This window comes from Shewanella sp. FDAARGOS_354 (assembly GCF_002209245.2).
GTDB classification, from domain to species: domain Bacteria; phylum Pseudomonadota; class Gammaproteobacteria; order Enterobacterales; family Shewanellaceae; genus Shewanella; species Shewanella xiamenensis.
Map to the genome: position 1 here is coordinate 3,462,160 of NZ_CP022089.2, position 24,994 is coordinate 3,487,153.

A 24,994-nucleotide genomic window follows, 5' to 3' on the forward strand; every position below is an offset into this window, starting at 1 on the left:
CATTCACTCACAATACAGTTAACCATTTTTTGCATGGTAATTTAGTTCACATTATAAAAGGAATACATCAACAACCAACTTCTTTTTGATGACGAAAACACAGGATCACTAAGTGCTTACCACCTTCTTTGTGGTACCAAAACAGATAGCCCTATCACCAAAATCAACACTCCTTTGAAGCGAGTCCCCACACAGTCCAAAGGACGACCGATTTCCAAATAAACTTCAAGCTTCTTAATGGTATTGATGATGGCAAACTCGACCCGTTATGAGTCGCTAACTGATTCTTGGCGCAAAGCTTCACGCTTTTCCTCTCTTTCAACGTATTCACGCATCAGCCAGTGCATAGAACGCTTACACATTTCCACAAATGTGCTCCATTCTAGCCCGAGTATCGGCATTCAATTTTACGAACACGGGCTTAATTTACCCACACTAACCTTTAAGGTATTACTAAGCAATGCCTTGGAATAAAGCTAGGACAATTTACCATTGCGAAATTATCAGCGTCTTTTAGAAATTGCACTTGGCAGATAAAAAAATGGAAATAAAACTGTATAAACAACAGCATATAATACACTATGCGGTTTTTTTGAGACGTAATACTTACAATATCCCCAATAACCTATCATCGTAAAAGTAAACGAAACGGAGGCGGCCACGAGATAGTTTATCGATAGGGTTACATCTGACTCCTGAATCGCAAGCCAAGCAAAACCCAGCATACTACATGATATAATTAAACACGGTAACGCATGGGCCCCAAATGCATTAAACCTACTTCTATTCATAAACCATTTTCTCTAATTTATATACGCCACATATGTCAATGAATCACAGTGTAATGATATTGAGCAAAATTTAGCTAGGAGAAAATGTCGTAACAAACTTGATTTTTAAACTAAATCATATTGAGATCCGCTATAAGTATACCGGAGTGCAGGCAGAACCAGAACTGAGGCTGCAAATCTCACTTGGGAAGTTTAATTAAGATGCGCCTACGGCAAGAGTGCCCTTATGTCACAGCCTAAGGCTTCTGCCAACTGATATGCCTTTTCGAGCGTGATGTTTACCTCTCCACGTTCGATTCGCCCCATGTAACTGCGGTCTATCTCTGTGAGTAGCGCAATTTTTTCTTGGGAAATGCCTCGCCGTTTACGCTCCTCTCGTAATTTAGCCCCAAATTGGATTGCTAAGTCTTTCATTTTTCATCTCGTTAAAGAGAAAGACTATCCAAAGTTGCGGCTTATAATGCCACGGATTATAATCCGCATTTGTGCAAACAATGCTCTTATAATGCCTAGTTAGAGCACTAAACAACCTCTTGCGAGAACGTCATGTCTAAAGCCTCAATCAAAATATGCCCGACTTTGCATACCATTCTCCAGGACGAGAGCTTCAACAATTTTCAAATTAAAAGTTTACGCGACGCTTATCTTGCTGCTTCGACTAGCTGTATAACTGTCAGTAAAACTTACAATTTCATTTATCAACAGGTCCACAGACTCGTGAAAAAGGGTCTCTTAGATAAAAATGTGGACCCACAATCGAACGAAACGACTTATCAAAAGACAACGAATTTTTTCCAAGCGAATTTCATCCTACAAGGTCCGAAAAAATCTGAATCCGTAGGGGCAACACTCACAAGTAAGCAAAAGCATAATACTATTAAACAATTAGAAGAACGGCTCAAGCAATCCGAAATCGATTTACTAACGAGCATTGGTGAGTCGGAAGAGTATATGCGCTTATACCAAACCTTCCCTGAAATGAAGGCTCATCTCGAATCACAGTATTTGTTGGCTCGCGAAACGAGCTCAAAACTTCTTGGTCAAATAAAAGCCATTAAATCAGCTATTACCCATCAACAAAAGTAACTCAATGCAACTTAGACAATGGCAATCTGAGTGTGTCGAACGCGCTCTAAGGCACTTTTATGGTGCTCATAAACATTTCCTTTGCTTAGCAACACCTGGTGCTGGTAAATCAATCATGGCCGCCGAAGTTGCTGCGAAACTATTTGAGGATGATCTAATCGATTTTGTGTTGTGTTTCTCTCCATCAGTGAATATCTCTCAAGGATTGAAACAGACATTTTCCAATCGTCTGGAGTGCCGATTTGATGGTGTGATAGGTTCAGTTGGTTGCTCTTATACTTACCAAGGGATGTTGGCTTTTAAAGAGGATTTCTGGCAATTACTAAGAAAAAACCGAGTTCTCGTCATCTTTGATGAGATCCATCATTGTGCAGGGAGCTCTCTTGAAGATGCAAACGCATGGGGGGAAGAAATCCTACTCAATATACAGGCCCAAGCGCAGTACACCCTAGCGTTAACGGGCACGCCTTGGCGCTCTGACCAAGCACCCATTGTCTTATCTCGATACACAGATCCAGATAACCAAATTCAATGTGACTATGTCTATGGCCTTAAGGAAGCCGTTGCAGAAAGTGTATGCCGTAGCCCTCACATTGTGCTAATCGATAACGACAAAATTTCAGTTACAGACGAAGAAAACGAAACAAAGACTTATCGCTCTTTGGATGAGCTACTGAAAAGCTCATCAATCTCTTATCAGTCTATCATCGAGAATCATGAGGCGATTCAATATATCTTAACGTTAGCAACAAATAAGTTAAAAGCCATAAAACAGTCCAACCCTAATGCAGCCGGACTTATTGTCGCATCATCTGTATCACACGCAGCAGATATCTTAAACACACTCAAAAATGAGTTTAATGAAACAGCTCAGATAGTTACCTACAAAGAGGATGATCCAGCTGCCAAGATAAATGGATTCAGAAACAGCACAACTAACTGGATCGTGAGTATCGGCATGATAAGTGAGGGGACTGATATCCCTCGTCTGCAGGTTTGTTGCCACCTTAGTCGAGTAAAAACTGAGCTTTACTTTAGACAGGTTTTAGGTCGTATTTTACGAACTAATGATTCGCTTAATCAGCAAGCTTGGCTATACACCTTTGCTGAACCAAAACTTGTAGAATTTGCCAATCGTATATCTGAAGAAATACCTGATATCCCAGTGATATTTAGCGAGCCAATCGAGATAAAGCTCAAACAAGAGCAACCCGAACCCCATGATATGACAGTGAAAACGAAGCCACCTACTAAAAGCAATATTCTCAATATTGGCAGGCAATACCTCGATAAACAGACAAAATTGTATTCTGCAGAGATTTTCTCGGAGGAATATTTTGGCACCTCCAAATCACTATCATTCGAACTCTTAGGTGGCTTTAGAGAAAAAGTTGTCTCAACTTTTGACTCACCGTTTTAAATCTAAATGCCAGAATTACGTAACGTCAAAGCTAAACAGTATGTAAATTTAAGGACAGGAGCACATTAGAATTAAATCGTTAATTTTTTGTTAACCACGCAGTTCCTGCACTAGGCTCAATACCTATATAAGCTAAGATGTATAGTATGGTCGCTGCAACTAGCCACGCTTTCCCTGAGAAAAAGGAAGTTGCCCTTGCAATAAAAAACCAGAGCCCAGACATTGAACCAACTGCTCGTTGATTCATTAATGACAAATAATGCAGCAAAGCCATAAACGAAAATATAATTACGAGACAAAGTAATATGATTCCTACAACATGCGCAATCATGAAATTACGCCCAAAATCCGTAAGAGACTTTGTGTAAAACTGCCAGAGGTTACTTTGAAGAGCAATCTTTGTTATTTGAGGGTCAAATGTGGAATGAGCTAGATTAAGTAAATACAAACACCCTACAAGCAATAATAAAGGACTAACAAGATAGACCCACCATTCTTCAGATGTAAATTGACCTTTTAAATATGATAAGAAAAGTGCTGTTGTACTGAAACTCAATACAGTTAGAAGGCTAAACCCTATATATTGATGAATTTCATTTACATAGATTGCGTATTTCCATAAAACAAACAAAAGAGCAAAACCAGCTACAACCAAAACTCCTCCACCTTCTTCAGAATTACGGCGTTGGCTTCGACGTTCTACTATTCGAGTTATATACACTTCACGTGTTTGGACTACAGTTACGGGAGATTGACTTGTCGGACTCTGAGTTAAGCCTGCAAAAAGTGTAGCGAAGACAACCCCCATAATCGGGCCAAAGATCATACCTTGCATAATTGGGTTATAAAATAGTTCTGATATGAAGTCCATTCTTTATCTCTTGTCTAGCAACTGCTCAACCAGTCTACGATTCACGGGCATGTTTCAAATTGATTCAAGTGTTTAGTACTCTTTTATCAACGTCTGTAGAGATTAACTTTTATATCGTTAGTGATGAAATTCTCGCTCCAAGTTGAAATGATATCTCTTGAATCAAGCCATTTGACCAACTCCAGATTTTCAGGAGTGCTTTTCAATCTCGGTGAATTATATCCCAATTTTATTTCTGAAAATGGTTTTGGTAGATTAGCCAGTACATGACGAACATCATCATTTGTCATAAGAGATTGATATTTGTTAAAGAGTGAAATTTGTGTCGCTACAGGTGAAGAATACCTTATCAGGGATTGCACAATATTTCGGTTAAGGCTGGGGATGTCGGCGGTAGTTTTGACAATAATTGGACCAATCAGCGCTGAGCGCTTAGGAAGATCAACAAGCAATTCTAAGTCCATCAATTTGACTATCCCAAGCTTAGCTACAATATCAATTTGTGTTCGAAGAAGGTCCTCGAGGAAATCATCGTCAAGTGCAAAACTGTCTGGTTTCGCCAGATATGTTTCAATGTTAGCGGCGACGAATAGTACCTGTAAGTCACGATTGTCAGCGAGCAAATCAAGCATTTCCTTCGTAAATGTGATTTTCTTTTCATCTATTAGAATTCGCAACTTAGTTGGTTCGAGTCCTTTTGGCAGGTACGAAAACGTCCTAGGCAAGGCACGAACATATTCTCTATAGACGACATCAGGTATCGAAATAGCCTCGAAGATGAATCGACGTAATCGAAGTGAATCATCATTGCTTGGTATGGGGTATTGCAGAATAGCAGCACGAATAACTTCTCGATCAAAATATCCAATTAGGCTATCTGCCTCGAACACGTTACCTTCGATGAAAGCAAGACAGTTCTCCCAAGTTGGTTCAATCTTACCTAATTGGAACAGCATTGAGTGCAACCTCTCGGGTACATCTTCTAGGGTTGGCAACAGTGTCATCTGTCGTTCAAGAAACATCCGAATATCATCTTGATCAAATGTATTGCATTGAATCACTCTGAGGATAGCTGAAGCATCCTCTCTCGAGTTTTCTTCAAGTTCCAAAAGGATATCACATAGGTAGCGTTCGAAATTGTTTTCGATCCGCTTCAATAGCGCAGTGTTACTTGTCGAACGTATAGTAGTGAAGTTCCTCGTTCGTAGTGGCTCGAGATCGTTCTCTCCTAAAATAACTTGGTAGATGTATTCCAAGTTTGCGATCGTAAGTTCGAAAAGTCCCTCTTCGAACATGAAGCGTACAATTTCAGGATATTCTTTGACTGCAGCCATATCTTTGACTTCAACGTCGAGGTATGCGAGGCGTTCCGGTGCTAGTTCAGGTAAATTAACCAGAATATCTGGAAGATTCTCCGAAACAAATTCTGATAGCTCGTCAAAATCCCTCGCGAGCATTTTAAGCGAGTTTTCAGGTAGACTCGCGACCAATTGTGTGACATGGGAGAGATTGTTAGGACTAGCTATGATTGCTGGGACAAAACCATCCCATACGTTGGTAAGTCCTAAAAGAAGTCTTTCAATATTACAACCGCTTGTGTAATAGGAATCTAAAAAGTCTTCGCAGCTCTCAAACTTCGACGAGAGATACAGGAAAAGTTTTTGTGTTTGGTTGGCGTAACGGCTACGCTCCGCCAAAAGACAATCAACAAGCTTGACGTTTAAGACATAGCTTTGCCTGAAATCCTCATCTCGCATAGCTGCAATAACTTCTTGCGGATTATCGAGTGGGAAACCTGGCTCTGGAGTGACGAATGCCCGTATCTGGATCAGAAATTTGTTGTCATTGGGTGACAAACGACCAGAGTGAAAGAGTGAGGTGTATTGATAGTAAGTATCGTCAATATGGCCTTCTAGGAGCAGAAAACGAGCAAGTTCTCCGTTTTCCCCGAAGGTTTGAAAATGATCCGGCACGCTCTTGATGTTCAAACGCAACAGTTCATTAAGCATAGTCGTGCGTAGCGTTGTAATCTTTAATCTGAGCTCACTTATCCTACGTAAGATCTTGTTCTTATTATCAGCCGCCTTACTTTCTATCTCCACTTTACGTTGCAGGTAAGATCTGTGAGCATCCACCTCGCTTTGTAATTTAGAAGCATCGAAGTGATTTAGATGACCATAGTCGTTGCGGCAGAACAGACGAGAAGTCTCAAACAGTTTCTCGAATGCATCGTGGCTGACCAGTTGAGAAAGCGAACACCATGTCTGCTGATCATGACTAACGCTGATAGTATTCGCTGGAAGCTTCTCAACCAGAGCCATAGCGTAGATTTGCCGCAACTCTCTCAGGTCCGAAGGCGTCTGCCGCTCCGCGATTTCAAGCCTCTCTTCAAGTCCTGTGATCTCGGTCCTATACGTCACTTCAGCAGGTCTAATAAGTTCGTCTTTTAAGTTCAGTATTTTAGCGAGATTACCCGCGCCGCGGTGCAGTTGCTCAAAATCACTTGGATAAACGTTTTTATAGATCAGAATCGCAAGAAGCTTGTTGGCATCTAGCAGATTCTCCCCAGTAGTTTCCAAATTAGCCACATAAATAGCGTATTCATTAAAGATGTTTCGAATCAACCTCAGGTCGTTCAGATATCGTGATACCTCTCTCAGAAACTGCCGATCAAGGCGTCCGTCGAGCTCAAGTCTCCTTCCCTGATCCAATACCATGTCGATCGAATTCGATGTGTTGATGATAGGTATCACTGGAATGATGAACTCAAAGAACTTGGTTCGTTCAGTGTTGACAAACATGTCGTCACGCAAGGCGTATAGGAATCTGATCGTGCGTTTCACACCTGCGTTTTCGTTTACAAGACTATTAATTTCACGCAGTGTGACGAAAATATCCGCATTATTAAATCGGTCTAAATCCTCAATAATGACAAGATCGTATTTGGTTGATTGGAAAAAGTAGACTATTTCGTCTAGATGGCGATTCAATATGGACGCCTGATCATCAGATGCAGGCTTAATCTCAACGTCTTTTAACGAGATACTTTTGAGTGACAAACCGAAACTTGCCACATAAAAGTGATGCAGTATCGCCCAAAGAAATGTTACCGCGAACAAGAATATCCCCAGATGGAACCAATTGCTGAGCTCGAACGGAACGAAAAATTTACCGCTGATGATATCTTCTCGCTGATGAAATACATACAAAAGTGCGAGAATTCCAAACATGATGTAAAGAGATTTAAAAATAGACCAAACACCAGGCGACTGGATTCTTTTGAACCGCGATAGAGGAAGTTTATTTGCGTCAGCACCGTACAATATTTGCTGCAAAATACTTCTCTCAATCTCTTGACGGCTTACCTTTCCTGTAACCGAATCAGCTTCAGGAACGAAAGAAGCTAAAGAGATATGAAGTGCATTTCTCCGATACTTTTTCAAGAAGGATTGGATTATGCTGCTCTTTCCAGAACCATAGGGGCCAGTTAAGGCAATATTGAAGACCTTAGCATTGTTCGTCGCAAATAAAATCGCTTTGGAATATACGCCACCTTTGTCGGCCTCATCAGTTGGCGCAAGGTCTACAAACTTCGATTGCATATCAGTGGAACCGTTATTGCGTTCTAGCCAAGTCACAATTCGATTAAGACTTCTGACAAGCCAATCTGTTAGGGCGGTTTTCATTTTAATCATACGATGCTGAATTAACGTAACCCTCAAGAATCTAAAATACACTAAAGGCAATATCTATTTGAACAGCCACTTTAATGGCACTTCTCCATTTAGGTCTATAGCGTTCATGAATTAGAGCTAATGAATCACCATCAACACTTTAGTTACTTTGTAGCATTACTAAAATTTGCGCAATTTTTAGATAGCTGAATGCACCTCAAATCACGTTTGGAGAAAATGTATTTGAAGAATTTCTAATGAAAGAATGCCCTGCGCAAAGATAGGCGATCAGCTCAAGGTTGTCATGAACATTTTCAAGGCAACATTTGCCAAAAAATAGTACATCATAAAGAGTATGGTACTATTTTTTTATTTAACCATTTCAAAGGCTAAAGTATATTAGTACAGTAAAAGAGCTACTAAAACAAAATCCGCATTTTCACTTCGATCGCCCTGCGCGGCGGCCTCTTGCACTTTGAGGGTGATCTGCGGGCGATATTCCTTCCACAGGTATTTTAATTCTTTATCCGACATTCCGCAGCTAATTTAGGAATAAACTACCTCATAGAATCTACCGAGTAATTTGAGTAGTTGTGTTTGGTGATCTTGAAGTCCAGTGATGAACCTTTGGCCGTTAATCTCTAGCGTATCTATGCCTTCGAATTGCAAGAAGACCCAACGTGCCGTCGGTCTGGAGGTCGTCTTGTTCTTTACCATACTTGGGAAGAACGCTTCGGTTTGTGCGAGTTGTTCTCTGATTTTGTGTTCTAAACTAGCGTAAACAAGCAAGCTCAACGTCATTATCATTAGCAACGCTTCAATGCGCTCAGGCTTTTTCAAGAAGATGGAAGAGGTTAAAAACTCAGGGCTTTTTAGAAAACGGAAGCCGCGCTCGACTTTTTGTTGCGATTTGTAATGTGCTAGAAGAGCCGCCATGGTGAGTGCTTCATTGTCGGTGTCATTCGTCGCGAGGATAAACATGCCTACTTTGAGCTTAGCCAGTTTTACTTTTTCTAGGTCGGTGAAGGGGGCGGCTTCGATAAAGTATTGGTATCCTGTCGGTGCTTCATCTGTCTTTGGGCGGCCCGAATGAGAGTAAGTCGGCTGTTTGATGAGAGTGCCTTGTTCAAACCCAAGTAAGTCACATTGTTTCTTGAAATCGTTAAACGCTAATTCTGCGTCAACTTCACAAGCGAATGGTTTTTTACTTAGCTTTTCCAACGCTTTGATTTCTTTTGCTATGTTTTTCTCTAAGTTCTTGAAGAAAGTGATTTCTTCCCGCTTGGTGGCCTGTTCACTGTGAACGAGCAACCAACGTTGATTGACCTTTCCGTAATCCGAGTCTATCCAACATCCTGAGTAGCCATGACCGATAGTGCTTAATTGCTCTGGCTCTAGCGCAAGTAGTGCTTGTTTTGCGAGCTTGATGGTCATGGGGACACGGGTAATGAATTTTTGATTTTGCTCATCTAGCGAGGAGATGCTTTCTTCGGTGTACAAAGCGGCATCAGCGATAAAGTAACGACTATTTTGCGCGGCTTTTAGGCAATGTATGTGTCTTTTAGTGACTTCAGCGAATGCCTTGGCATCATTGGTGTTACCACTCAGTGCTTGCATGTAAACAGGAATACCTGCTTGGTTTTCACAGATGAGTTCAAGCACGACTTGGTTAAGCTCTGGCCTATGATCCCGACTATAACCTCTTACAAGCTTAATCACGTTGGTGTTTTCATCTTGTGCATACTCACCATCAACGTGGAAGCTAGTGATATCAAGATGAACAGAATCGGTCGTCAAGCCCAGTTTATCAACAACACGCTCAGCAATAACCTGATAGAGCGCTGAGACATCGGCTTCGTATAGAGCATCTAATGTGCGGCCTAGTACATCATCAGTCAGGTGGTGTGCTTCAATGTCTTTGGCGAGTAGCTTAGATACAGGCTTGGTCTTAAAAAAGTCCGAGAACATGTGCAGTGTTCTGCTATGAAAGCCAAGTCCATTTAGGAGCATGGCCAATACCGCGTCACCATGAGAAACATTGTGGTCAGAATATTTTGGGATAACGGCATCTATCATCCGTGGCAGGCCAATTTCGTGACAAAAGGCGGCAATGAGACCAAGGTGATCTAAGCGTTTAATAACAGGATGGGTAGACATATTTTGAGACCGTCAAATAGCAGTAATAGAGCAAAACTGTCGATCGCGGTCAAGATGGTGTCGTAGTTTTTATGAAAAGCTGATCGCCAGATCACACTATTTAAATTCTGGAATTAGCTGCGGAATGACGGTTTATCTAAGGTCATCCAGCCTTGGCGGGTGATCAAATGCGCTTTCATGTTAAGACTCTATAGTTAACTAAAACGAGCATAATTTTAAACAGGCATGGCACTGATGATACTCAGAGTCGCCGCCAAAGTTAAGGACTAGCTGTTGGGTCCCTGATGATTGGTTAGACAATCGCAGCCATCGTTTGGTTAAATCTACTCGATGGATGGAAGACTTTATTAACCAACTTCAGGAACAGCTCCGTGAACATTAAACTCCATGCCAATGCGGCAACAACCCCAAAAACGCGTCAACTGATCCAACAGTCTACAAAGTCCGTTGCGGTGCTGGCCAAGGAGCTTGGTGTGTCTGAAACCACCATCCGTCGGTGGAAGGACCGCGATAATGACCAAGACCGCTCTCACACTGCACACCGCTTGCAGACGGTTATCAACCCTGTGCAAGAATGGCTAATTGTCGAGCTGCGCAAGACTCTCTTGCTGCCATTGGATGACCTGTTGGTTGTGGTTAGACGCTTTATCTTTCCTGAATTATCTCGCTCAGCCTTAAGTCGATGTTTGGTTCGCAATAATGTGGGTAATCTAAAAGCGCTGCTCCCTGAAACCGAGCCAGTCACTTCGCCTAAGTCCTTCAAAGATTATGAACCAGGCTATGTCCATATGGACATCAAATACTTACCTCAGATGCCTGATGAAACTCGCAGGAAGTACTTGTTTGTAGCAATCGACCGTGCCTCGAGATGGGTCTATCTTGAAATCCTGCCAGATAAGAGCGCCCGCTCTGCTAGTGGTTTCTTAAGTCGGCTGGTACGCAAAGCGTCTTTCAAGCTCAGCATTGTACTGACCGATAATGGCAAAGAGTTTACCGATAAATACTGCGCTACGGGTCAGCGAGAGCCAACAGGCCACCATCCATTTGACGTGGTATGCAACAAGCAGCAAATTGAACATCGGCTGATTAAGCGGGGCAAGCCGCAAACCAACGGGATGGTCGAGCGATTCAATGGGCGAATTGCCACGCTGCTGAAGGAAACTCGGTTCGAGTGCTCAGGAGATCTAGCGGCCACACTTGAGCGTTATCAGCGGCTGTATAATCAATTCATTGCACAGAAGGCATTGAATCATCTTACACCGCTGGATAAACTCAAAGAGTATTACCAAGCTTCACCGGAATTATTTCGGATAAGACCTACCAATCGCCCGGGACCTGACAACTAGCAAAAAGCACCGCTGCCAGAAATGCCAATTTAGTTACAATTTCATATGTATAGTGAATATATTCAACGATTCCCATGCAATTTCATTTGCTTAGTATTAACATGAGTTGGCAATTTGTCGCATTCGACCGTGGTTGGCTTACATCATGAGCTAGTCGCTCAGATTGAATCCAGCTATATTAAGCGCATTCTTGGCAGATTCGTTTTCAATTTCAGCCAGTTAATCTTTGTTGTATGACGGCATAAAAAATAAAAGCAATAATCCGAGCAATTTAAGGACATCCCATGGGACAAGAAACCTCGAAAATCCTCGTTGTCGATGATGATATGCGCCTACGAGCACTACTCGAGCGTTACCTGATGGAGCAAGGCTATCAGGTACGCAGTGCGGCCAATGCTGAGCAGATGGACCGTTTACTGGAGCGAGAAAACTTTCATTTGATTGTGCTCGATCTGATGTTGCCCGGGGAAGATGGCTTATCTATCTGCCGTCGTCTGCGTCAACAGGGCAGCACCATTCCGATTGTGATGCTCACCGCCAAAGGCGATGAGGTCGACCGCATTATCGGCTTAGAACTCGGTGCCGATGATTATCTGCCAAAACCTTTTAATCCGCGTGAATTATTGGCGCGGATTAAAGCGGTGATGCGCCGCCAAATTCAGGATGTGCCCGGCGCGCCCGCGCAACAAGAAGCCGAAATTAGCTTTGGTGAGTTTTCCCTCGACCTAGCTACCCGTGAGATGTACCACGGTGATGAAGCCATCGCGCTGACCAGTGGCGAATTTGCGGTATTAAAAGTGTTAGTTACCCATCCACGCGAACCGTTATCGCGGGACAAACTGATGAACCTCGCCCGTGGTCGTGATTATTCGGCGCTCGAGCGCTCGATTGACGTGCAGGTATCGCGTCTACGGCGCTTAATTGAAAAAGACCCCGCTAATCCGCGCTACATTCAAACCGTGTGGGGATTAGGCTATGTATTTGTGCCCGACGGTGCCGCCCGTCGATGAGCTGCTTTTGGCCTGTTGTTGACGCTTTTTTGGCACGACTATGAAACTTAAGTGGTGGCAGCGACTCCTTCCACGCAGCGCCTTTAGTCAAACGGTACTGCTGATTGGTTGTTTGCTGCTGATCAATCAGCTGGTGTCCTATGTCACTGTCGCTGTGTATGTGTTGAAACCCAGCTATCAACAAATCAACCAGTTAATCGCCCGTCAAATCAATCTGTTATTTGTCGATGGTGTCGATATCGGCCGCGAGCATTTAACCATAGTCGATGCGCTCAATGCCAAAGTCCGCGACGATGGCATGAAGGTGTATAACCAACAGCAAGCCCGTGAAGCTGGCATCGAACAAGCCACCTACTACGGTTTTTGGTCATCACAGATGTCGGAATATCTCGGTGGCGATGCCGAAGTCCGTGTTACCCACGGCAGTGTTTTGCAAATTTGGATCCGCCCACCGCAGGCGCCGTCTGTGTGGATTAAAGTGCCGCTGATTGGGCAAAATGTTTCCGACTTGTCGCCACTGACCTTGTACTTGATGGTGATCGGCGCACTCAGTGTTGCCGGCGGATGGTGGTTTGCTCGCCAGCAAAACAGACCATTAAGGCGCTTACAAAAAGCCGCGATCTCGGTGTCCCGTGGCGAGTTTCCCGATCCTTTGCCGCTTAAAGGCTCCAGCGAACTGGTGGAAGTGACCAACGCCTTTAACCAGATGGCCCATAGCATGAAGCAGCTAGAGCAAGATCGTGCACTGTTGATGGCGGGAATTTCCCACGATTTGCGCACGCCGCTGACCCGCATCCGCCTTGCCTCTGAGATGATGGTTGAAGAAGATCAATATCTTAAAGACGGTATCGTCAACGATATTGAAGATATGGATGCCATTATCAGCCAATTTATTGCCTATATTCGCCAAGATCAGGAAGCCAGCCGCGAGCCCGGGCAAATCAATAAACTCATTCAAGATATTGCCCAAGCCGAAGCCAATCGCGATGGTGAAATTGAAGTCGTACTGAGCGATTGCCCCGAGGCCTTATTTCAAGGGCTGGCGATTAAGCGGGTGTTGAGCAACTTAGTTGAAAACGCCTTTCGTTATGGCTCCGGCTGGGTGCGAATAAGCTCGCAATTTGACGGCAAACGCATCGGCTTTAGCGTTGAAGATAATGGCCCAGGGATAGATGAATCACAAATTCCTACACTGTTTCAACCTTTTACCCAAGGTGATATTGCCCGTGGCAGTGTCGGCTCTGGGCTTGGGCTCGCCATCATCAAACGGATTATCGACCGCCACCAAGGCCAAATTACCCTCTCGAATCGCGCCGCAGGCGGTTTAAAAGCCCAAGTTTGGCTACCGCTAGAATAATCCCAAAATCATAATGACAACGCTGACATTTGATTGGTTCTGTCATATTTATGTCACGCGAAATTCATAAACTTTAGGCAGTTAACTTACCTTAAGTTTCCAATGAAGATTGCATCATGAAGATTTCGACCTTGTCACGTACTGCTTCGGCGCTGTTGTTATTGCTTGCGGGATTATTAGCAGCAGTAGTACTTTGGAGTAGCGATCAAAGACAGCAGATTGAGCAACAAACCCAAGTACTCCAAGGCCTGCAACAGGACTTTCTCGTAGGCGTTCGCCGCGATCTTGATGGCTATTTAACCAGCGGCAACGCGACCCAACTCGAAGAAGCCAAAGCCAAGCTGAGCAAAATCAAAAACCAACTCAGCGAACTCAACCTTGCCGCATCAGGTAATGCCGATGAGGAATTACAGGCCGGCCTGAATCAATTCATTCAAGACTTAGACACTAAATACCGCGCGGCGGGCAAACTAGCAAGTAACCCAAGACAACTGCTGGCTCACGCAGAATCCGAAATGCTCGACTATAACCGTAGGCTTGGTAGCTATGCCGACAAAGGCTTAGCCGTTAATGCAGCAATAGCCGAGCAATATTTGCAATTAAGCCGTGACTTTCCCAGCATTGTTTATCAACTGTCGCAGCTTACCGATGGCTATCTCATTGATAAAAACCAGCAACTTAAGAATATTCTCGACAGCACCAGTAAAGCGCTTAACCAATGGCGCGATCAACTCAACGCCCTGCCATTAATCGGTGTATATGAACAACAGGAAGCCGATGAATTTGCCCTCGGCGCAAGTGAGCCAGTGCAAATTGAAGTGGGCGAAAATGATCGCAACGAGCTGTTAAGCCTTGCCAATCGATACAATAAAGAAGTCGCCAACACCCACCAATTGCTGCAAGCCAATCAGGAGATGCAAGCGCAATTAATTCAAGCGATTGGCAGAGTTGAACAGCAGCTCATTGCCCTCAGTGAAGCCCAAGCGGCCAAAAACCAACAGCTCAAATATGAGTTACAAGTCATTCTTTATGCGATGGTTTCGATTATGACGCTGTTTGCTATCGGCTATTTAATCCTGCAACAGAACCGCGTGGTTAAACCCCTCAAACGCCTCAATCAAGCCTTTATGCAATTAAGCGAGTCCAACAGCCGTGAACGTTTGGACATCAATCGCCGCTGCGAAACTGGCCAAATTGCAGGGCATTTTAATCAGCTACTGCATCGCTTTGAACAGGAAGATGAACTGCAGCGCCAACAAATGACTAAGGTTTCTCAATCCTTAAGTCAGCTGGTCGCGCGCATTACTCAACTGTCGCAGCACACCGAACACACTCAGACCATAGTCGCCGACACGCAGTCGCAAACCGAGCATATCCGTAGCCTCGCCAATGAGGTCAGCCATACCTCGGCCCTTGTTGAACAAAGCGCGGCCGAAACCATGCGCCAAATGCAGTCGAGCCAAGCCGAGGCCGAAGCGGTACTGAGTGCCACAGAGCAAACCCAAACGGCGGTTGGCCTTTGCCATGCCTCGCTCGAAAGCCTGAATAACTCAGTGGCAGATGTGGCAAAAATCATTGATGTAATTGGCAATATCGCCGAGCAAACTAATTTACTGGCACTTAATGCCGCCATTGAAGCCGCCCGTGCAGGCGAGCAAGGTCGCGGTTTTGCCGTGGTCGCCGATGAGGTGCGCAGCCTTAGCCAACGTACTCAGGTATCGTTAAATGAAATTGTGAAAATCCTGCATCAGCTCACCCAATCTAACCTTGCTCTCGGCGAGAGTGTCGATGGCATTGCCCAAGCGACCGATAGCCAAAAACAGCGGGCACAGAGCCTATGGCAAATGGCACAAACCGTACAAAATCAAGCGAGTGAAATGGCCAATACCGCCAAACAAGGCTCGCTCAACGCCAAGGAACAGGTGGATTACCTCGATGAGTTTGTTCGCAGCATGGATAACCTGAAAGACCAAGCGCAAACCAGTTCGCAGCAGAGCGAAGTCATCGCCCAAGAAGTGCAGCAAAGCGTGGAAAATATCGAAACCAGTTTAGGTATTGCCGACAGTCGTGTCGTGCCAATGCGCGCGGCTTAAGCACATAAAAATGGCAGCAAGAAAATAATCTTGCTGCCATTTACAGGGATTAACGAGCGTTAGTCGTCAATGCGGCAACTGTGGATTTGCATGCCATCAAACTGACATTCCACATTAACCCATTTACCATCAAAGGTTGCTAATGAGGCATCACTAGCATGGTAACCCCACAGACTGTTCTGGCTCACCTTTCCGGTTAACTCCAGTTCATTACTCTGCTGTTCAAGATCAATTTCCTTCACTAGCCATTGGCCATCGGCTAATTCAACACCTTCAATTTGCAGCCATTTTTGATCAAGGGTTGCAAGGGTTAAGCCATCATCAAACTGGGTTCTCGCGTCGATAATAAAGGTAACGCCATTAATTTGTAGCTGGTTATTGCTATCGAGCGTAGCTCGCCCTTCAAGCTCAAACTTGTTACCTAAATCGGGTAATGGGTCACCCGCATCTGAACTTTCAAAGTCGACCTCTTTGGCCCACAGGCCCTGCGCAGTAGATTGAATATCCACCTCTAGGCGCTTACCTTCCAGCAAATTGGCGCGATTACCATCTTCAAATTGAGTCTGTTCATTCACATAGAGTCGTGTGCGGCTATTAAGCTCAAACTGGCTCTTGTCTTGGTTAACCCAAGTTACTGTGCCCTCTAACTCCATCTCGTTGAACGTCGGCGCATCATTCGCATCTTCCACCTCGACTTCATGGGCCCTAAATACGGCGCCTTCCAATTTACCTTCAACCTCAACCCACACGCCTTCGGCGAGCTGCCCCTCTGGGGTGATACCAGCGTAATCGATCAAGGCTGAGCCTAGGCGGAATTGCTGCGCAACAGGATCAAGCTCTGTTACTCGACCTTCGATTTCAGCAATTGCGAGATTAGGGAAAAGGTTAATCGACTCTACCTGCCATTGTCCGACCACTGTGGGATAGCCATTTACCGCCACCCAATCGCCCTTTTTATATTGGCTAGCTGATGCAACGGCTAACTGTATGCCATTGACCGTAATATTATTTTGATTGATGGCACTGATTTCACCAACCAGCGCAGGATCGACAGCAACCGTTTTAGCCTGCTGACCTTGGTTAACCAAATCTAGGCGCATCCCCACTTGAATAGCTTTGGCATCCAGTGGTTGTTGTTGATAACGAATATCTGCATTGGCGATATTAATCTTGTATCCATTCACAGTGATCTGTTGGTGGTCTGCGGACACTTGAGTCACAGTCCCCATCACTTTAGCGGGTAAATTCGCGGGAGGTGGCGTCACATCCGTTGATGAACCGTCGCCACCACAAGCGGTTAATAGTAATGCGCTAATACCTACTAAGTGCTTATTCATTTTTTTCTCCCTTATTTACCTTGTTAAATCAACGGCTGGCATCTTAGTATGGGAAACGTCAAGCAAACGTGAAGAAATGAAGATAACTAATGAAAGTATTAATTGTTGATGACAATCATGATGTTATAGAAACAATCATGGACTATTTAACCCTCGAAGGCATTATTGCTGACTGTGCCTATCACGGTGAAAGCGCCATCAATTTAATACAGCAAAACCATTATGACGTGATCATTATGGATATTATGATGCCCAAATTAGACGGTATTCGTACGGTCAAAAAACTGCGCGAAGAGCTGTTTTGTAATACGCCGATTTTGTTTTTAACCGCTAGAGATAGCCTGCAGGACAAAATTGACTCCTTTACCTCGGGCGGTGATGACTTTTTAAATAAACCCTTCGCCATGGAAGAACTATGCCTGCGTCTACGGTCACTGCATAACCGCGGGCCGCGTTTAGATGTAGGTATATTGCGCTTTGGTGAAATCAGCTTAAATGTCGCAACGCAACAAGCATGCCGCGCGGGTAAGGAAATCAAGCTGAGTAAAATCCAACGCACGATTTTGACGCTACTGCTCAAACATGCCCCCGCCATTGTGAGTAAAGAACAAGTTATCGATGCGGTTTGGGGTGACGAAGCCCCCTGTAGCGACGCGCTTCGTAGCCATATTTACGGCCTGCGTAGTGCATTGGATAAGGGCTTTACAGATTCCAAACTAGAGACGATTCATGGCCAAGGTTACCGACTCCTCCCCTAAGCCATTACCGAGCTTATACAAAAAAATTCGCCTAACGTTTTTAGTGCTCACGAGCCTCATGTTCGCGATTTTCTGGGGTTTGATTTATATCGCCGAAGAACAAATTGAGGTCATTAGCCTTGAACACAAATTGGCGACCGAGACCCGCGAATACCAAAAAAACTATCAACGATTTGGCGATAAAGCCCAGCTCCCCGATATCCACGAACTCACCACCTATTGGAGCAAAGAGTTTGTGCCGCAATGGCTGCAAGCTTATCAACAAACGGGTTTTTATGAGCACCAATTGGGCGCCGAAGATAAGCACTTTTTGATTTCGCCGCACCCATCAGGGCAAGGTTTATTGTATGTGGTGTATAAGGATGATGCGGATGACTTTCTCGATGGATATGAGGACAGACTGCATATTTTGATATCCCTCTTCGGGGTAGGTTTACTGCTGTTCATCATGGCCTATGGCTTGTATTTTGTACGGCTACTATCGGCACCATTTTTTGAAATTGAACGCAAAATCAATGCGTTGACGCCAGAGGAGCCGAGATTTGTCCCTAGCACACCCTACCGTGAAACCCGCCATATCGAACAAACACTACTGGAAAATAAAGCCAAAATTGCCGCCTATTTTACTCGGGAGCAGGAGTTTAGCCGCTTTGCCTCCCATGAACTGCGCACGCCCATTATGGTGATCCAAGGCTCGACAGAATTACTTAAAAAACTGCCAAACAACGGGAACGAAGCCCAGCAGCGGATCGCCAACAAAGCCATTGCCCGCATTGATTACTCAAGCCAACAGATGAAAACCCTCACCGAAACCTTTTTGTTATTAGGTAAGGAACAGATTGAATCGCAACACTATGACCAAGTTGATTTAGCCGCACGGCTTACGCAGCTATTAAGTGAAATGGCGCAGCATTTTGCCAAACACGAAATCCGCTATCAGCTCAGCGTTAACGAAAATACCGCCATTTGCGCACCGGTGAGTTTTGTGGACATAGTGATAGGCAACTTAATTAAAAATGCCTTTAACTACAGCAGTGGCGATATTGAAATCACGCTGAATAACAATCAACTAACCATAAAAAATCCGCTTAGCCACCACAGCGCCGAGCCCACGGGCTATGGCTGTGGTTTGATCATTATTGAACGGATAAGCGAGCGCATGGGATGGCACTTTTCGGCCCAAAGCCTAGGGAATGACTATCTGGCAACAATCCAATTTATGGATAACGGCGAGCCACAACAGCATCTAAATGAATCCGCTTAAATTCTTCACAACTGCTTCACGCTCGTCTTGGCATGATACACGCCGCAGATGAGTCGCCCTGCGGCGTAAGATTAGAAAGAGGACATTTAGATGAATAAAATCACCTTAAGTATGTTAGCAATCACATTGTCATTGAGTGCCTTGTGCAGCCAAGCTGGATTTCAACCAACAACGGGCGAACCCCAATTACGTGGCGGCTTTCAAGGCCCTAGTGCACGGCAAATCATTCATGATGTCGTCAGTGCGCTCAATGCCAGCGATGACACTCAAGTGGAGTTAACCGGCCATATCATGTCTTCAATTGGCCACGATGATTATATTTTCCGTGACAGCACGGGCGAGATTAAAATCGAAATTGACGATGATCTGTGGCTCGGACATACCGTCACACCAGAAACCCAAGTCATTATTCGCGGTGAAGTGGATAAGGACTGGTCAGAAGTCACTATCGATGCCGACAGCATTCAACTCGTTCAATAACCGTATAACCGACATTCCGCAGCTAATTTAGGAATAAACTACCTCATAGAATCTACCGAGTAATTTGAGTAGTTGTGTTTGGTGATCTTGAAGTCCAGTGATGAACCTTTGGCCGTTAATCTCTAGCGTATCTATGCCTTCGAATTGCAAGAAGACCCAACGTGCCGTCGGTCTGGAGGTCGTCTTGTTCTTTACCATACTTGGGAAGAACGCTTCGGTTTGTGCGAGTTGTTCTCTGATTTTGTGTTCTAAACTAGCGTAAACAAGCAAGCTCAACGTCATTATCATTAGCAACGCTTCAATGCGCTCAGGCTTTTTCAAGAAGATGGAAGAGGTTAAAAACTCAGGGCTTTTTAGAAAACGGAAGCCGCGCTCGACTTTTTGTTGCGATTTGTAATGTGCTAGAAGAGCCGCCATGGTGAGTGCTTCATTGTCGGTGTCATTCGTCGCGAGGATAAACATGCCTACTTTGAGCTTAGCCAGTTTTACTTTTTCTAGGTCGGTGAAGGGGGCGGCTTCGATAAAGTATTGGTATCCTGTCGGTGCTTCATCTGTCTTTGGGCGGCCCGAATGAGAGTAAGTCGGCTGTTTGATGAGAGTGCCTTGTTCAAACCCAAGTAAGTCACATTGTTTCTTGAAATCGTTAAACGCTAATTCTGCGTCAACTTCACAAGCGAATGGTTTTTTACTTAGCTTTTCCAACGCTTTGATTTCTTTTGCTATGTTTTTCTCTAAGTTCTTGAAGAAAGTGATTTCTTCCCGCTTGGTGGCCTGTTCACTGTGAACGAGCAACCAACGTTGATTGACCTTTCCGTAATCCGAGTCTATCCAACATCCTGAGTAGCCATGACCGATAGTGCTTAATTGCTCTGGCTCTAGCGCAAGTAGTGCTTGTTTTGCGAGCTTGATGGTCATGGGGACACGGGTAATGAATTTTTGATTTTGCTCATCTAGCGAGGAGATGCTTTCTTCGGTGTACAAAGCGGCATCAGCGATAAAGTAACGACTATTTTGCGCGGCTTTTAGGCAATGTATGTGTCTTTTAGTGACTTCAGCGAATGCCTTGGCATCATTGGTGTTACCACTCAGTGCTTGCATGTAAACAGGAATACCTGCTTGGTTTTCACAGATGAGTTCAAGCACGACTTGGTTAAGCTCTGGCCTATGATCCCGACTATAACCTCTTACAAGCTTAATCACGTTGGTGTTTTCATCTTGTGCATACTCACCATCAACGTGGAAGCTAGTGATATCAAGATGAACAGAATCGGTCGTCAAGCCCAGTTTATCAACAACACGCTCAGCAATAACCTGATAGAGCGCTGAGACATCGGCTTCGTATAGAGCATCTAATGTGCGGCCTAGTACATCATCAGTCAGGTGGTGTGCTTCAATGTCTTTGGCGAGTAGCTTAGATACAGGCTTGGTCTTAAAAAAGTCCGAGAACATGTGCAGTGTTCTGCTATGAAAGCCAAGTCCATTTAGGAGCATGGCCAATACCGCGTCACCATGAGAAACATTGTGGTCAGAATATTTTGGGATAACGGCATCTATCATCCGTGGCAGGCCAATTTCGTGACAAAAGGCGGCAATGAGACCAAGGTGATCTAAGCGTTTAATAACAGGATGGGTAGACATATTTTGAGACCGTCAAATAGCAGTAATAGAGCAAAACTGTCGATCGCGGTCAAGATGGTGTCGTAGTTTTTATGAAAAGCTGATCGCCAGATCACACTATTTAAATTCTGGAATTAGCTGCGGAATGACGGGTATAAAAAAGCCCGAATAAAAAAGCCAGCCTCATCTAGGCTGGCTATTGTTCTCGCTCAAGCAAGCGACACATCTGCCCCATAAGTTCAGGGGCATCTGCTTATCTTAACTTAAAGCCGCCAACACCACTTCGGCCTTGCTCACTTCAAATGACTTAGGTGCTTCAACATTCAGTAACGTTACCACGCCATCATCGATAATCATCGCATAACGCTGTGAACGCACACCGCCAAAGCCTGCGGTATCCATCTCGAGTCCCAGCGCCTTAGTAAAGCTGGCATCACCATCGGCTAACATCAGTAGCTCAGACGCATTTTGCGCTTCGCCCCAGGCTTTCATCACAAAGGCATCGTTTACCGATACACAGGCTATTAAATCAACGCCTTTGGCTTTAAACTGATCGGCCAGCACCACATAACCGGGCAAATGCGCTTCAGAACAGGTTGGTGTGAAAGCACCAGGCACTGCAAATAACACCACTTTTTTACCCGCAAACAGCTCGGTAACTTGATGATTTACCATGCCATCTTTTGTTAATTGGCTTAACGTCGCCGCTGGTAATTTTTGACCTTGAGCAATCATGTCTCTCTTCCTTTAGTTAACGTAACTTGCCCATACTAGCCCGAATCCGACAGGATAAACACCGAGAGAAAAAGGGGGGATTGACCATTGTTACTTCCAACCAGACGATAGATTGATTCTTACCTTCAAATCCTCAAACTGTGACGGAACGCTACCAATATTTATAGTGAGGCTTAGTGAACCAGCATCACTAGGAAAGAAATTAAAATATCGCATACTTTTTGTTTTAGCTGGCATTTCAATTGATGAAAACGGTACAGCTCGATCACTCACATCTTGGTTTTTATAGCTATATCTTCCATTCCACTCATATTCATTAGCCCATGATGCTTCTTTAAGTTCTTGCATCCTTTTGAAATGAGCATTTAAAGGAGATTTCCTGTAAAAAAAGGTAACGCCTAAATCATTTACAATTTTAAGCTCAACTTCGGTATCAAGTTCAGCAAAATCATGTTCATTATCACTGAATAGCTCGATACTTATAGTCGAAGTTTCATGAGACTTATAACCTTTTAAATCAAACTTATGCTTTGATCCAGTCTCAAAAGGAAAATCTGGCAAAGTAAGCTCGTACGTGATAAGTGGCCAATAACCATATGATTTAAAATCTCCATCCCCCTTATATCCGCAAGACATAAGGAAAAAGCACAAAGAGAGTAATATCCATTTTTTAATCAAAGCAAACTCCATGCTTCTAAATTTAACGTCCACCAAAATAAATTAGAGAACCCAAGATAAAACAAAAACATAATGTACTTTAGATTTGCCTACAACTTACTCAGGCTAAAGTGGCTTGAATAGGGCCATTAAAAGCACTTGAGCAGCATCATAGGCAAAAATTTGACGTTAAGGAGGGTGTCCACTTCTTTTAGTCGCATGAGCCACACATGTTTGAATCGTTATCACGACCGTGAAGGGTAAATGCAGCCACTCATTTCCTATAATGAATAAAGACATTAAAAGCAACTGAGTCTAACTGAGATCCAACGCACAGGCGCTATGCTGCCTGACCTTGTAAAATGTTGTCTGCTAGAAATTTGATTGAACATACGTAAGCAGCAATTCCTTAATATTGTCTGGGTACTCTGTGAACTCATAGTCAAGTTTATTTAAGTACTCTTCATGTTTTTCAGAAATACTTTCTAATATCTCAACTCTCTCATCACGGTTTTTAGGCGGGCCTTCAGGACCAAATAGATCCAGTGCTTTCTGGGCAATGCTTGCCATGTTATGAGCACCAATAGCGTCGAAAGCTTTTGCTGCATAAAAGGAAATATCGCCAGCTGAGTTATAAAAAAGCTGGTCAAAACCACCGTTATTAACTTCGGCCTCCACAGCCCATATTGTTGCTAATACACGCTCATGCTCACGAATCGCATCGAATTCTTTTGATTCAAGTTCAATCAGTGACTGTTCAAATGCTTGCTCGATATTCATGTTGGCTTTTAATATTGCTACTGTGTATATGCGCCTAATCTCACCTAAGTTCACTCGGCAAAATTATTCACAACTCACTGATTTAAAATTTGATTTCCACAATAACAAAAATCATTCTGGGTAGAAAGTGCATAAACGCATGATTTCTGTTTGTTTTGCGGTGTGCATTACTAAATAAAAAAAGCAGCACATCTATTGATACACTGCCTTTTTAATGTGAGATCTACTTTTTGCCTTAGAAGGTATTACTCAAGCATTAATCGTGATGATTTACATAAGATTTTATTTGGCTCTAAAAGTATTAAACCCATTTTTCACGCATGCGCATTGCTGCTAATAGCCCTAAACCAAGCAGAGCAAAGAAAGAAACTGCACCGCCTTCTTCGACAATAATTACCTCACCAGAGCTATCGCGGTCACGACTTTCTAGCGGCAAGGCATATAACCCATCGGTATCATCGGCGCTAATAGTCGCAACAATATCGCTATAACCCACTTCATAAATATCAATTAATACATCGTAGTGATCCGTTTGATAGCCAGTGTAGAGGGTTGTCAGTACTTCGTAATCATCCTGAGTCGAGTCACCGTAGATGGTAAACACGTCCGTGGTGTAGTAATGCACCCAAGGGCCACCGTTACGGCTGAGGTATAACTCGGCAAACAGGTCGGCGCGTTCATTAAGATATGCACCAAACACATCTACATCGAAGGTTACGCTAAAGGTTTGATAAAACCCATCGTAATCAAAGTCTTCAAACAAACGGCTGCTGGCATCAAAAATCGCAAAGCTGTGATAAATAGGGGCGCGATAGGGATCTTCTGTGGCGGCGCTTGAACTGGGGATCGGCTGACTCGTATGTTTGGCGATCACTTGTTCGCGAGTCATGGGGGTTGCACCCATCAATTGTACTCGCTGAACATTCGCACCTTGTGCCGAGAAGGACGGCGCTAGCGATTTAACCGCAGCGGCAGTAGCTTCCGCTACACTTTGAGCGGGAGCCGACTGTTGCAATAGGCTTAAGGCTTGCTGCTCTTGCTTGACGGCTTGCTCGGCATCGGTCTTTTTCATCATACCAATACTCGCTGCACTAAAAGGCGCCAAGTTTGACTCGTCGCTCGGCTGCGCGCTCACCATTGTCGATGCCAGAAATGCACTGGCCAATACCACAGCCTTCACATAAGTCGTGGTTGCGATAACTTGTTGTTTCACTGTGTTCATCTTGAATACCCCATTGGATAATCCGCTCAAATTGGTGACATTAGAGGGCACTCAAGGTGAACATAAGCTGAACATTAAAATCTGCTGTATTTCAGAGCAACACCGCTGTTCAGCCTTAATTCATCTGCTGTGGTTAACACTACTAATATGTCACAGGATATGACTCCTGATATGTAAAGAGGTTCGATGAGGATTAACTCGATAAAATCTCACGAATCACAGTGAATTTTAAAGGAATTGTGTTTACCAATTGGCTGATCTCTATGTGTTTGTTATGGTGATGAGGTATTCTTAGTCGACTCGATAAGCTAACCAGCTCGCCACTTACTTAAGATCGCC

At 44.1% G+C, this 24,994-nt stretch carries 19 protein-coding genes and 1 pseudogene; 9 read left to right on the forward strand and 11 right to left on the reverse strand.

Annotation, left to right across the window (positions count from 1 at the left end):
* Positions 1–998: 998 nt before the first annotated feature.
* Complete coding sequence (locus CEQ32_RS15490) at positions 999–1,205, reverse strand: helix-turn-helix domain-containing protein (protein ID WP_088586376.1); 207 nt, start codon at positions 1,203–1,205, stop codon at positions 999–1,001.
* Between the two features lie 132 nt (positions 1,206–1,337).
* On the opposite strand from CEQ32_RS15490, the gene CEQ32_RS15495 reads away from it, so the two are divergent.
* Together CEQ32_RS15495 and CEQ32_RS15500 are read left to right on the forward strand one after the other, a co-directional pair.
* On the forward strand, positions 1,338–1,877 hold the full coding sequence (locus CEQ32_RS15495) for a response regulator (protein WP_088586377.1): 540 nt from the start codon (positions 1,338–1,340) through the stop codon (positions 1,875–1,877).
* A 4-nt stretch (positions 1,878–1,881) separates the two neighbouring features.
* Positions 1,882–3,297: a DEAD/DEAH box helicase gene (locus tag CEQ32_RS15500; RefSeq protein ID WP_088586378.1), complete on the forward strand. Its 1,416-nt coding sequence runs from the start codon at positions 1,882–1,884 to the stop codon at positions 3,295–3,297.
* A 79-nt stretch (positions 3,298–3,376) separates the two neighbouring features.
* Here CEQ32_RS15500 and CEQ32_RS15505 read toward each other — a convergent pair whose 3' ends face one another.
* From CEQ32_RS15505 to CEQ32_RS15520, 4 genes and pseudogenes are all read right to left on the reverse strand, one after another.
* Positions 3,377–4,168 (reverse strand): hypothetical protein, encoded by a 792-nt coding sequence (locus CEQ32_RS15505; protein WP_088586379.1) that lies wholly within the window; start codon positions 4,166–4,168, stop codon positions 3,377–3,379.
* Between the two features lie 86 nt (positions 4,169–4,254).
* Positions 4,255–7,854, reverse strand: a complete 3,600-nt coding sequence (locus CEQ32_RS15510) for an ATP-binding protein (RefSeq protein ID WP_226871837.1) — start codon at positions 7,852–7,854, stop codon at positions 4,255–4,257.
* A 393-nt stretch (positions 7,855–8,247) separates the two neighbouring features.
* A pseudogene (locus CEQ32_RS15515) lies at positions 8,248–8,376 on the reverse strand (transcription elongation factor GreAB); the annotation flags it as partial.
* Positions 8,377–8,388: 12 nt separating this feature from the next.
* Positions 8,389–9,999 carry an IS1634-like element ISSpu7 family transposase gene (locus CEQ32_RS15520; protein WP_011787758.1) on the reverse strand — a complete coding sequence of 537 codons (1,611 nt, stop codon included), beginning with the start codon at positions 9,997–9,999 and terminating at the stop codon, positions 8,389–8,391.
* A 371-nt stretch (positions 10,000–10,370) separates the two neighbouring features.
* Here CEQ32_RS15520 and CEQ32_RS15525 point away from each other — a divergent pair, with 371 nt between their 5' ends.
* The 4 genes from CEQ32_RS15525 (at position 10,371) to CEQ32_RS15540 (ending at position 15,805) form a co-directional block, all read left to right on the forward strand.
* Positions 10,371–11,345 (forward strand): IS481 family transposase, encoded by a 975-nt coding sequence (locus tag CEQ32_RS15525; RefSeq protein ID WP_088586382.1) that lies wholly within the window; start codon positions 10,371–10,373, stop codon positions 11,343–11,345.
* A 284-nt stretch (positions 11,346–11,629) separates the two neighbouring features.
* Positions 11,630–12,355, forward strand: a complete 726-nt coding sequence (gene ompR / locus CEQ32_RS15530) for a two-component system response regulator OmpR (RefSeq protein ID WP_037423742.1) — start codon at positions 11,630–11,632, stop codon at positions 12,353–12,355.
* Positions 12,356–12,395: 40 nt separating this feature from the next.
* Complete coding sequence (gene envZ, locus CEQ32_RS15535; protein ID WP_037427393.1) at positions 12,396–13,712, forward strand: two-component system sensor histidine kinase EnvZ; 1,317 nt, start codon at positions 12,396–12,398, stop codon at positions 13,710–13,712.
* A 116-nt stretch (positions 13,713–13,828) separates the two neighbouring features.
* Positions 13,829–15,805, forward strand: coding sequence for a methyl-accepting chemotaxis protein (locus CEQ32_RS15540; RefSeq protein ID WP_088586383.1), 1,977 nt, complete (start codon positions 13,829–13,831; stop codon positions 15,803–15,805).
* A 59-nt stretch (positions 15,806–15,864) separates the two neighbouring features.
* On the opposite strand, the gene CEQ32_RS15545 is transcribed toward CEQ32_RS15540, so the two are convergent.
* Positions 15,865–17,142: a DUF5666 domain-containing protein gene (locus tag CEQ32_RS15545; RefSeq protein WP_088586384.1), complete on the reverse strand. Its 1,278-nt coding sequence runs from the start codon at positions 17,140–17,142 to the stop codon at positions 15,865–15,867.
* 89 nt (positions 17,143–17,231) lie between these two features.
* On the opposite strand from CEQ32_RS15545, the gene CEQ32_RS15550 reads away from it, so the two are divergent.
* The 3 genes from CEQ32_RS15550 to CEQ32_RS15560 all read left to right on the forward strand — a co-directional run bounded on the left by CEQ32_RS15550 (position 17,232) and on the right by CEQ32_RS15560 (position 19,644).
* The gene (locus tag CEQ32_RS15550; protein ID WP_055646990.1) at positions 17,232–17,900 is read left to right on the forward strand and encodes a response regulator transcription factor; all 669 of its coding nucleotides are present in this window, start codon (positions 17,232–17,234) and stop codon (positions 17,898–17,900) included.
* 58 nt (positions 17,901–17,958) lie between these two features.
* On the forward strand, positions 17,959–19,164 hold the full coding sequence (locus CEQ32_RS15555; RefSeq protein WP_226871838.1) for a sensor histidine kinase: 1,206 nt from the start codon (positions 17,959–17,961) through the stop codon (positions 19,162–19,164).
* A 90-nt stretch (positions 19,165–19,254) separates the two neighbouring features.
* The gene (locus CEQ32_RS15560) at positions 19,255–19,644 is read left to right on the forward strand and encodes a YgiW/YdeI family stress tolerance OB fold protein (protein ID WP_037423760.1); all 390 of its coding nucleotides are present in this window, start codon (positions 19,255–19,257) and stop codon (positions 19,642–19,644) included.
* 27 nt (positions 19,645–19,671) lie between these two features.
* Here CEQ32_RS15560 and CEQ32_RS15565 read toward each other — a convergent pair whose 3' ends face one another.
* The 5 genes from CEQ32_RS15565 to CEQ32_RS15585 all read right to left on the reverse strand — a co-directional run bounded on the left by CEQ32_RS15565 (position 19,672) and on the right by CEQ32_RS15585 (position 24,655).
* A complete protein-coding gene (locus CEQ32_RS15565; protein WP_011787758.1) occupies positions 19,672–21,282 on the reverse strand; it encodes an IS1634-like element ISSpu7 family transposase in 1,611 nt (536 codons plus the stop codon).
* A 237-nt stretch (positions 21,283–21,519) separates the two neighbouring features.
* Complete coding sequence (locus CEQ32_RS15570) at positions 21,520–21,996, reverse strand: peroxiredoxin (RefSeq protein WP_037423763.1); 477 nt, start codon at positions 21,994–21,996, stop codon at positions 21,520–21,522.
* Positions 21,997–22,086: 90 nt separating this feature from the next.
* Entirely contained in the window at positions 22,087–22,686 is a 600-nt protein-coding gene (locus CEQ32_RS15575) for a hypothetical protein (RefSeq protein WP_192959130.1), read from the reverse strand.
* Between the two features lie 339 nt (positions 22,687–23,025).
* Positions 23,026–23,433 (reverse strand): DMP19 family protein, encoded by a 408-nt coding sequence (locus tag CEQ32_RS15580; protein WP_088586386.1) that lies wholly within the window; start codon positions 23,431–23,433, stop codon positions 23,026–23,028.
* Between the two features lie 301 nt (positions 23,434–23,734).
* On the reverse strand, positions 23,735–24,655 hold the full coding sequence (locus CEQ32_RS15585; RefSeq protein WP_088586387.1) for a choice-of-anchor H family protein: 921 nt from the start codon (positions 24,653–24,655) through the stop codon (positions 23,735–23,737).
* Positions 24,656–24,994 lie beyond the last annotated feature (339 nt).

What these genes read in the sequence shown, in the direction of transcription:
- CEQ32_RS15490 (WP_088586376.1), bottom strand. Translation starts at nt 1,205, where the DNA reads ATGAAAGACTTAGCAATCCAATTTGGGGCTAAATTACGAGAGGAGCGT.
- CEQ32_RS15495 (WP_088586377.1), top strand. Translation starts at nt 1,338, where the DNA reads ATGTCTAAAGCCTCAATCAAAATATGCCCGACTTTGCATACCATTCTC.
- CEQ32_RS15500 (WP_088586378.1), top strand. Translation starts at nt 1,882, where the DNA reads ATGCAACTTAGACAATGGCAATCTGAGTGTGTCGAACGCGCTCTAAGG.
- CEQ32_RS15505 (WP_088586379.1), bottom strand. Translation starts at nt 4,168, where the DNA reads ATGGACTTCATATCAGAACTATTTTATAACCCAATTATGCAAGGTATG.
- CEQ32_RS15510 (WP_226871837.1), bottom strand. Translation starts at nt 7,854, where the DNA reads ATGAAAACCGCCCTAACAGATTGGCTTGTCAGAAGTCTTAATCGAATT.
- CEQ32_RS15520 (WP_011787758.1), bottom strand. Translation starts at nt 9,999, where the DNA reads ATGTCTACCCATCCTGTTATTAAACGCTTAGATCACCTTGGTCTCATT.
- ompR (WP_037423742.1), top strand. Translation starts at nt 11,630, where the DNA reads ATGGGACAAGAAACCTCGAAAATCCTCGTTGTCGATGATGATATGCGC.
- envZ (WP_037427393.1), top strand. Translation starts at nt 12,396, where the DNA reads ATGAAACTTAAGTGGTGGCAGCGACTCCTTCCACGCAGCGCCTTTAGT.
- CEQ32_RS15540 (WP_088586383.1), top strand. Translation starts at nt 13,829, where the DNA reads ATGAAGATTTCGACCTTGTCACGTACTGCTTCGGCGCTGTTGTTATTG.
- CEQ32_RS15545 (WP_088586384.1), bottom strand. Translation starts at nt 17,142, where the DNA reads ATGAATAAGCACTTAGTAGGTATTAGCGCATTACTATTAACCGCTTGT.
- CEQ32_RS15550 (WP_055646990.1), top strand. Translation starts at nt 17,232, where the DNA reads ATGAAAGTATTAATTGTTGATGACAATCATGATGTTATAGAAACAATC.
- CEQ32_RS15555 (WP_226871838.1), top strand. Translation starts at nt 17,959, where the DNA reads ATGTTCGCGATTTTCTGGGGTTTGATTTATATCGCCGAAGAACAAATT.
- CEQ32_RS15560 (WP_037423760.1), top strand. Translation starts at nt 19,255, where the DNA reads ATGAATAAAATCACCTTAAGTATGTTAGCAATCACATTGTCATTGAGT.
- CEQ32_RS15565 (WP_011787758.1), bottom strand. Translation starts at nt 21,282, where the DNA reads ATGTCTACCCATCCTGTTATTAAACGCTTAGATCACCTTGGTCTCATT.
- CEQ32_RS15570 (WP_037423763.1), bottom strand. Translation starts at nt 21,996, where the DNA reads ATGATTGCTCAAGGTCAAAAATTACCAGCGGCGACGTTAAGCCAATTA.
- CEQ32_RS15575 (WP_192959130.1), bottom strand. Translation starts at nt 22,686, where the DNA reads ATGGAGTTTGCTTTGATTAAAAAATGGATATTACTCTCTTTGTGCTTT.
- CEQ32_RS15580 (WP_088586386.1), bottom strand. Translation starts at nt 23,433, where the DNA reads ATGAATATCGAGCAAGCATTTGAACAGTCACTGATTGAACTTGAATCA.
- CEQ32_RS15585 (WP_088586387.1), bottom strand. Translation starts at nt 24,655, where the DNA reads ATGAACACAGTGAAACAACAAGTTATCGCAACCACGACTTATGTGAAG.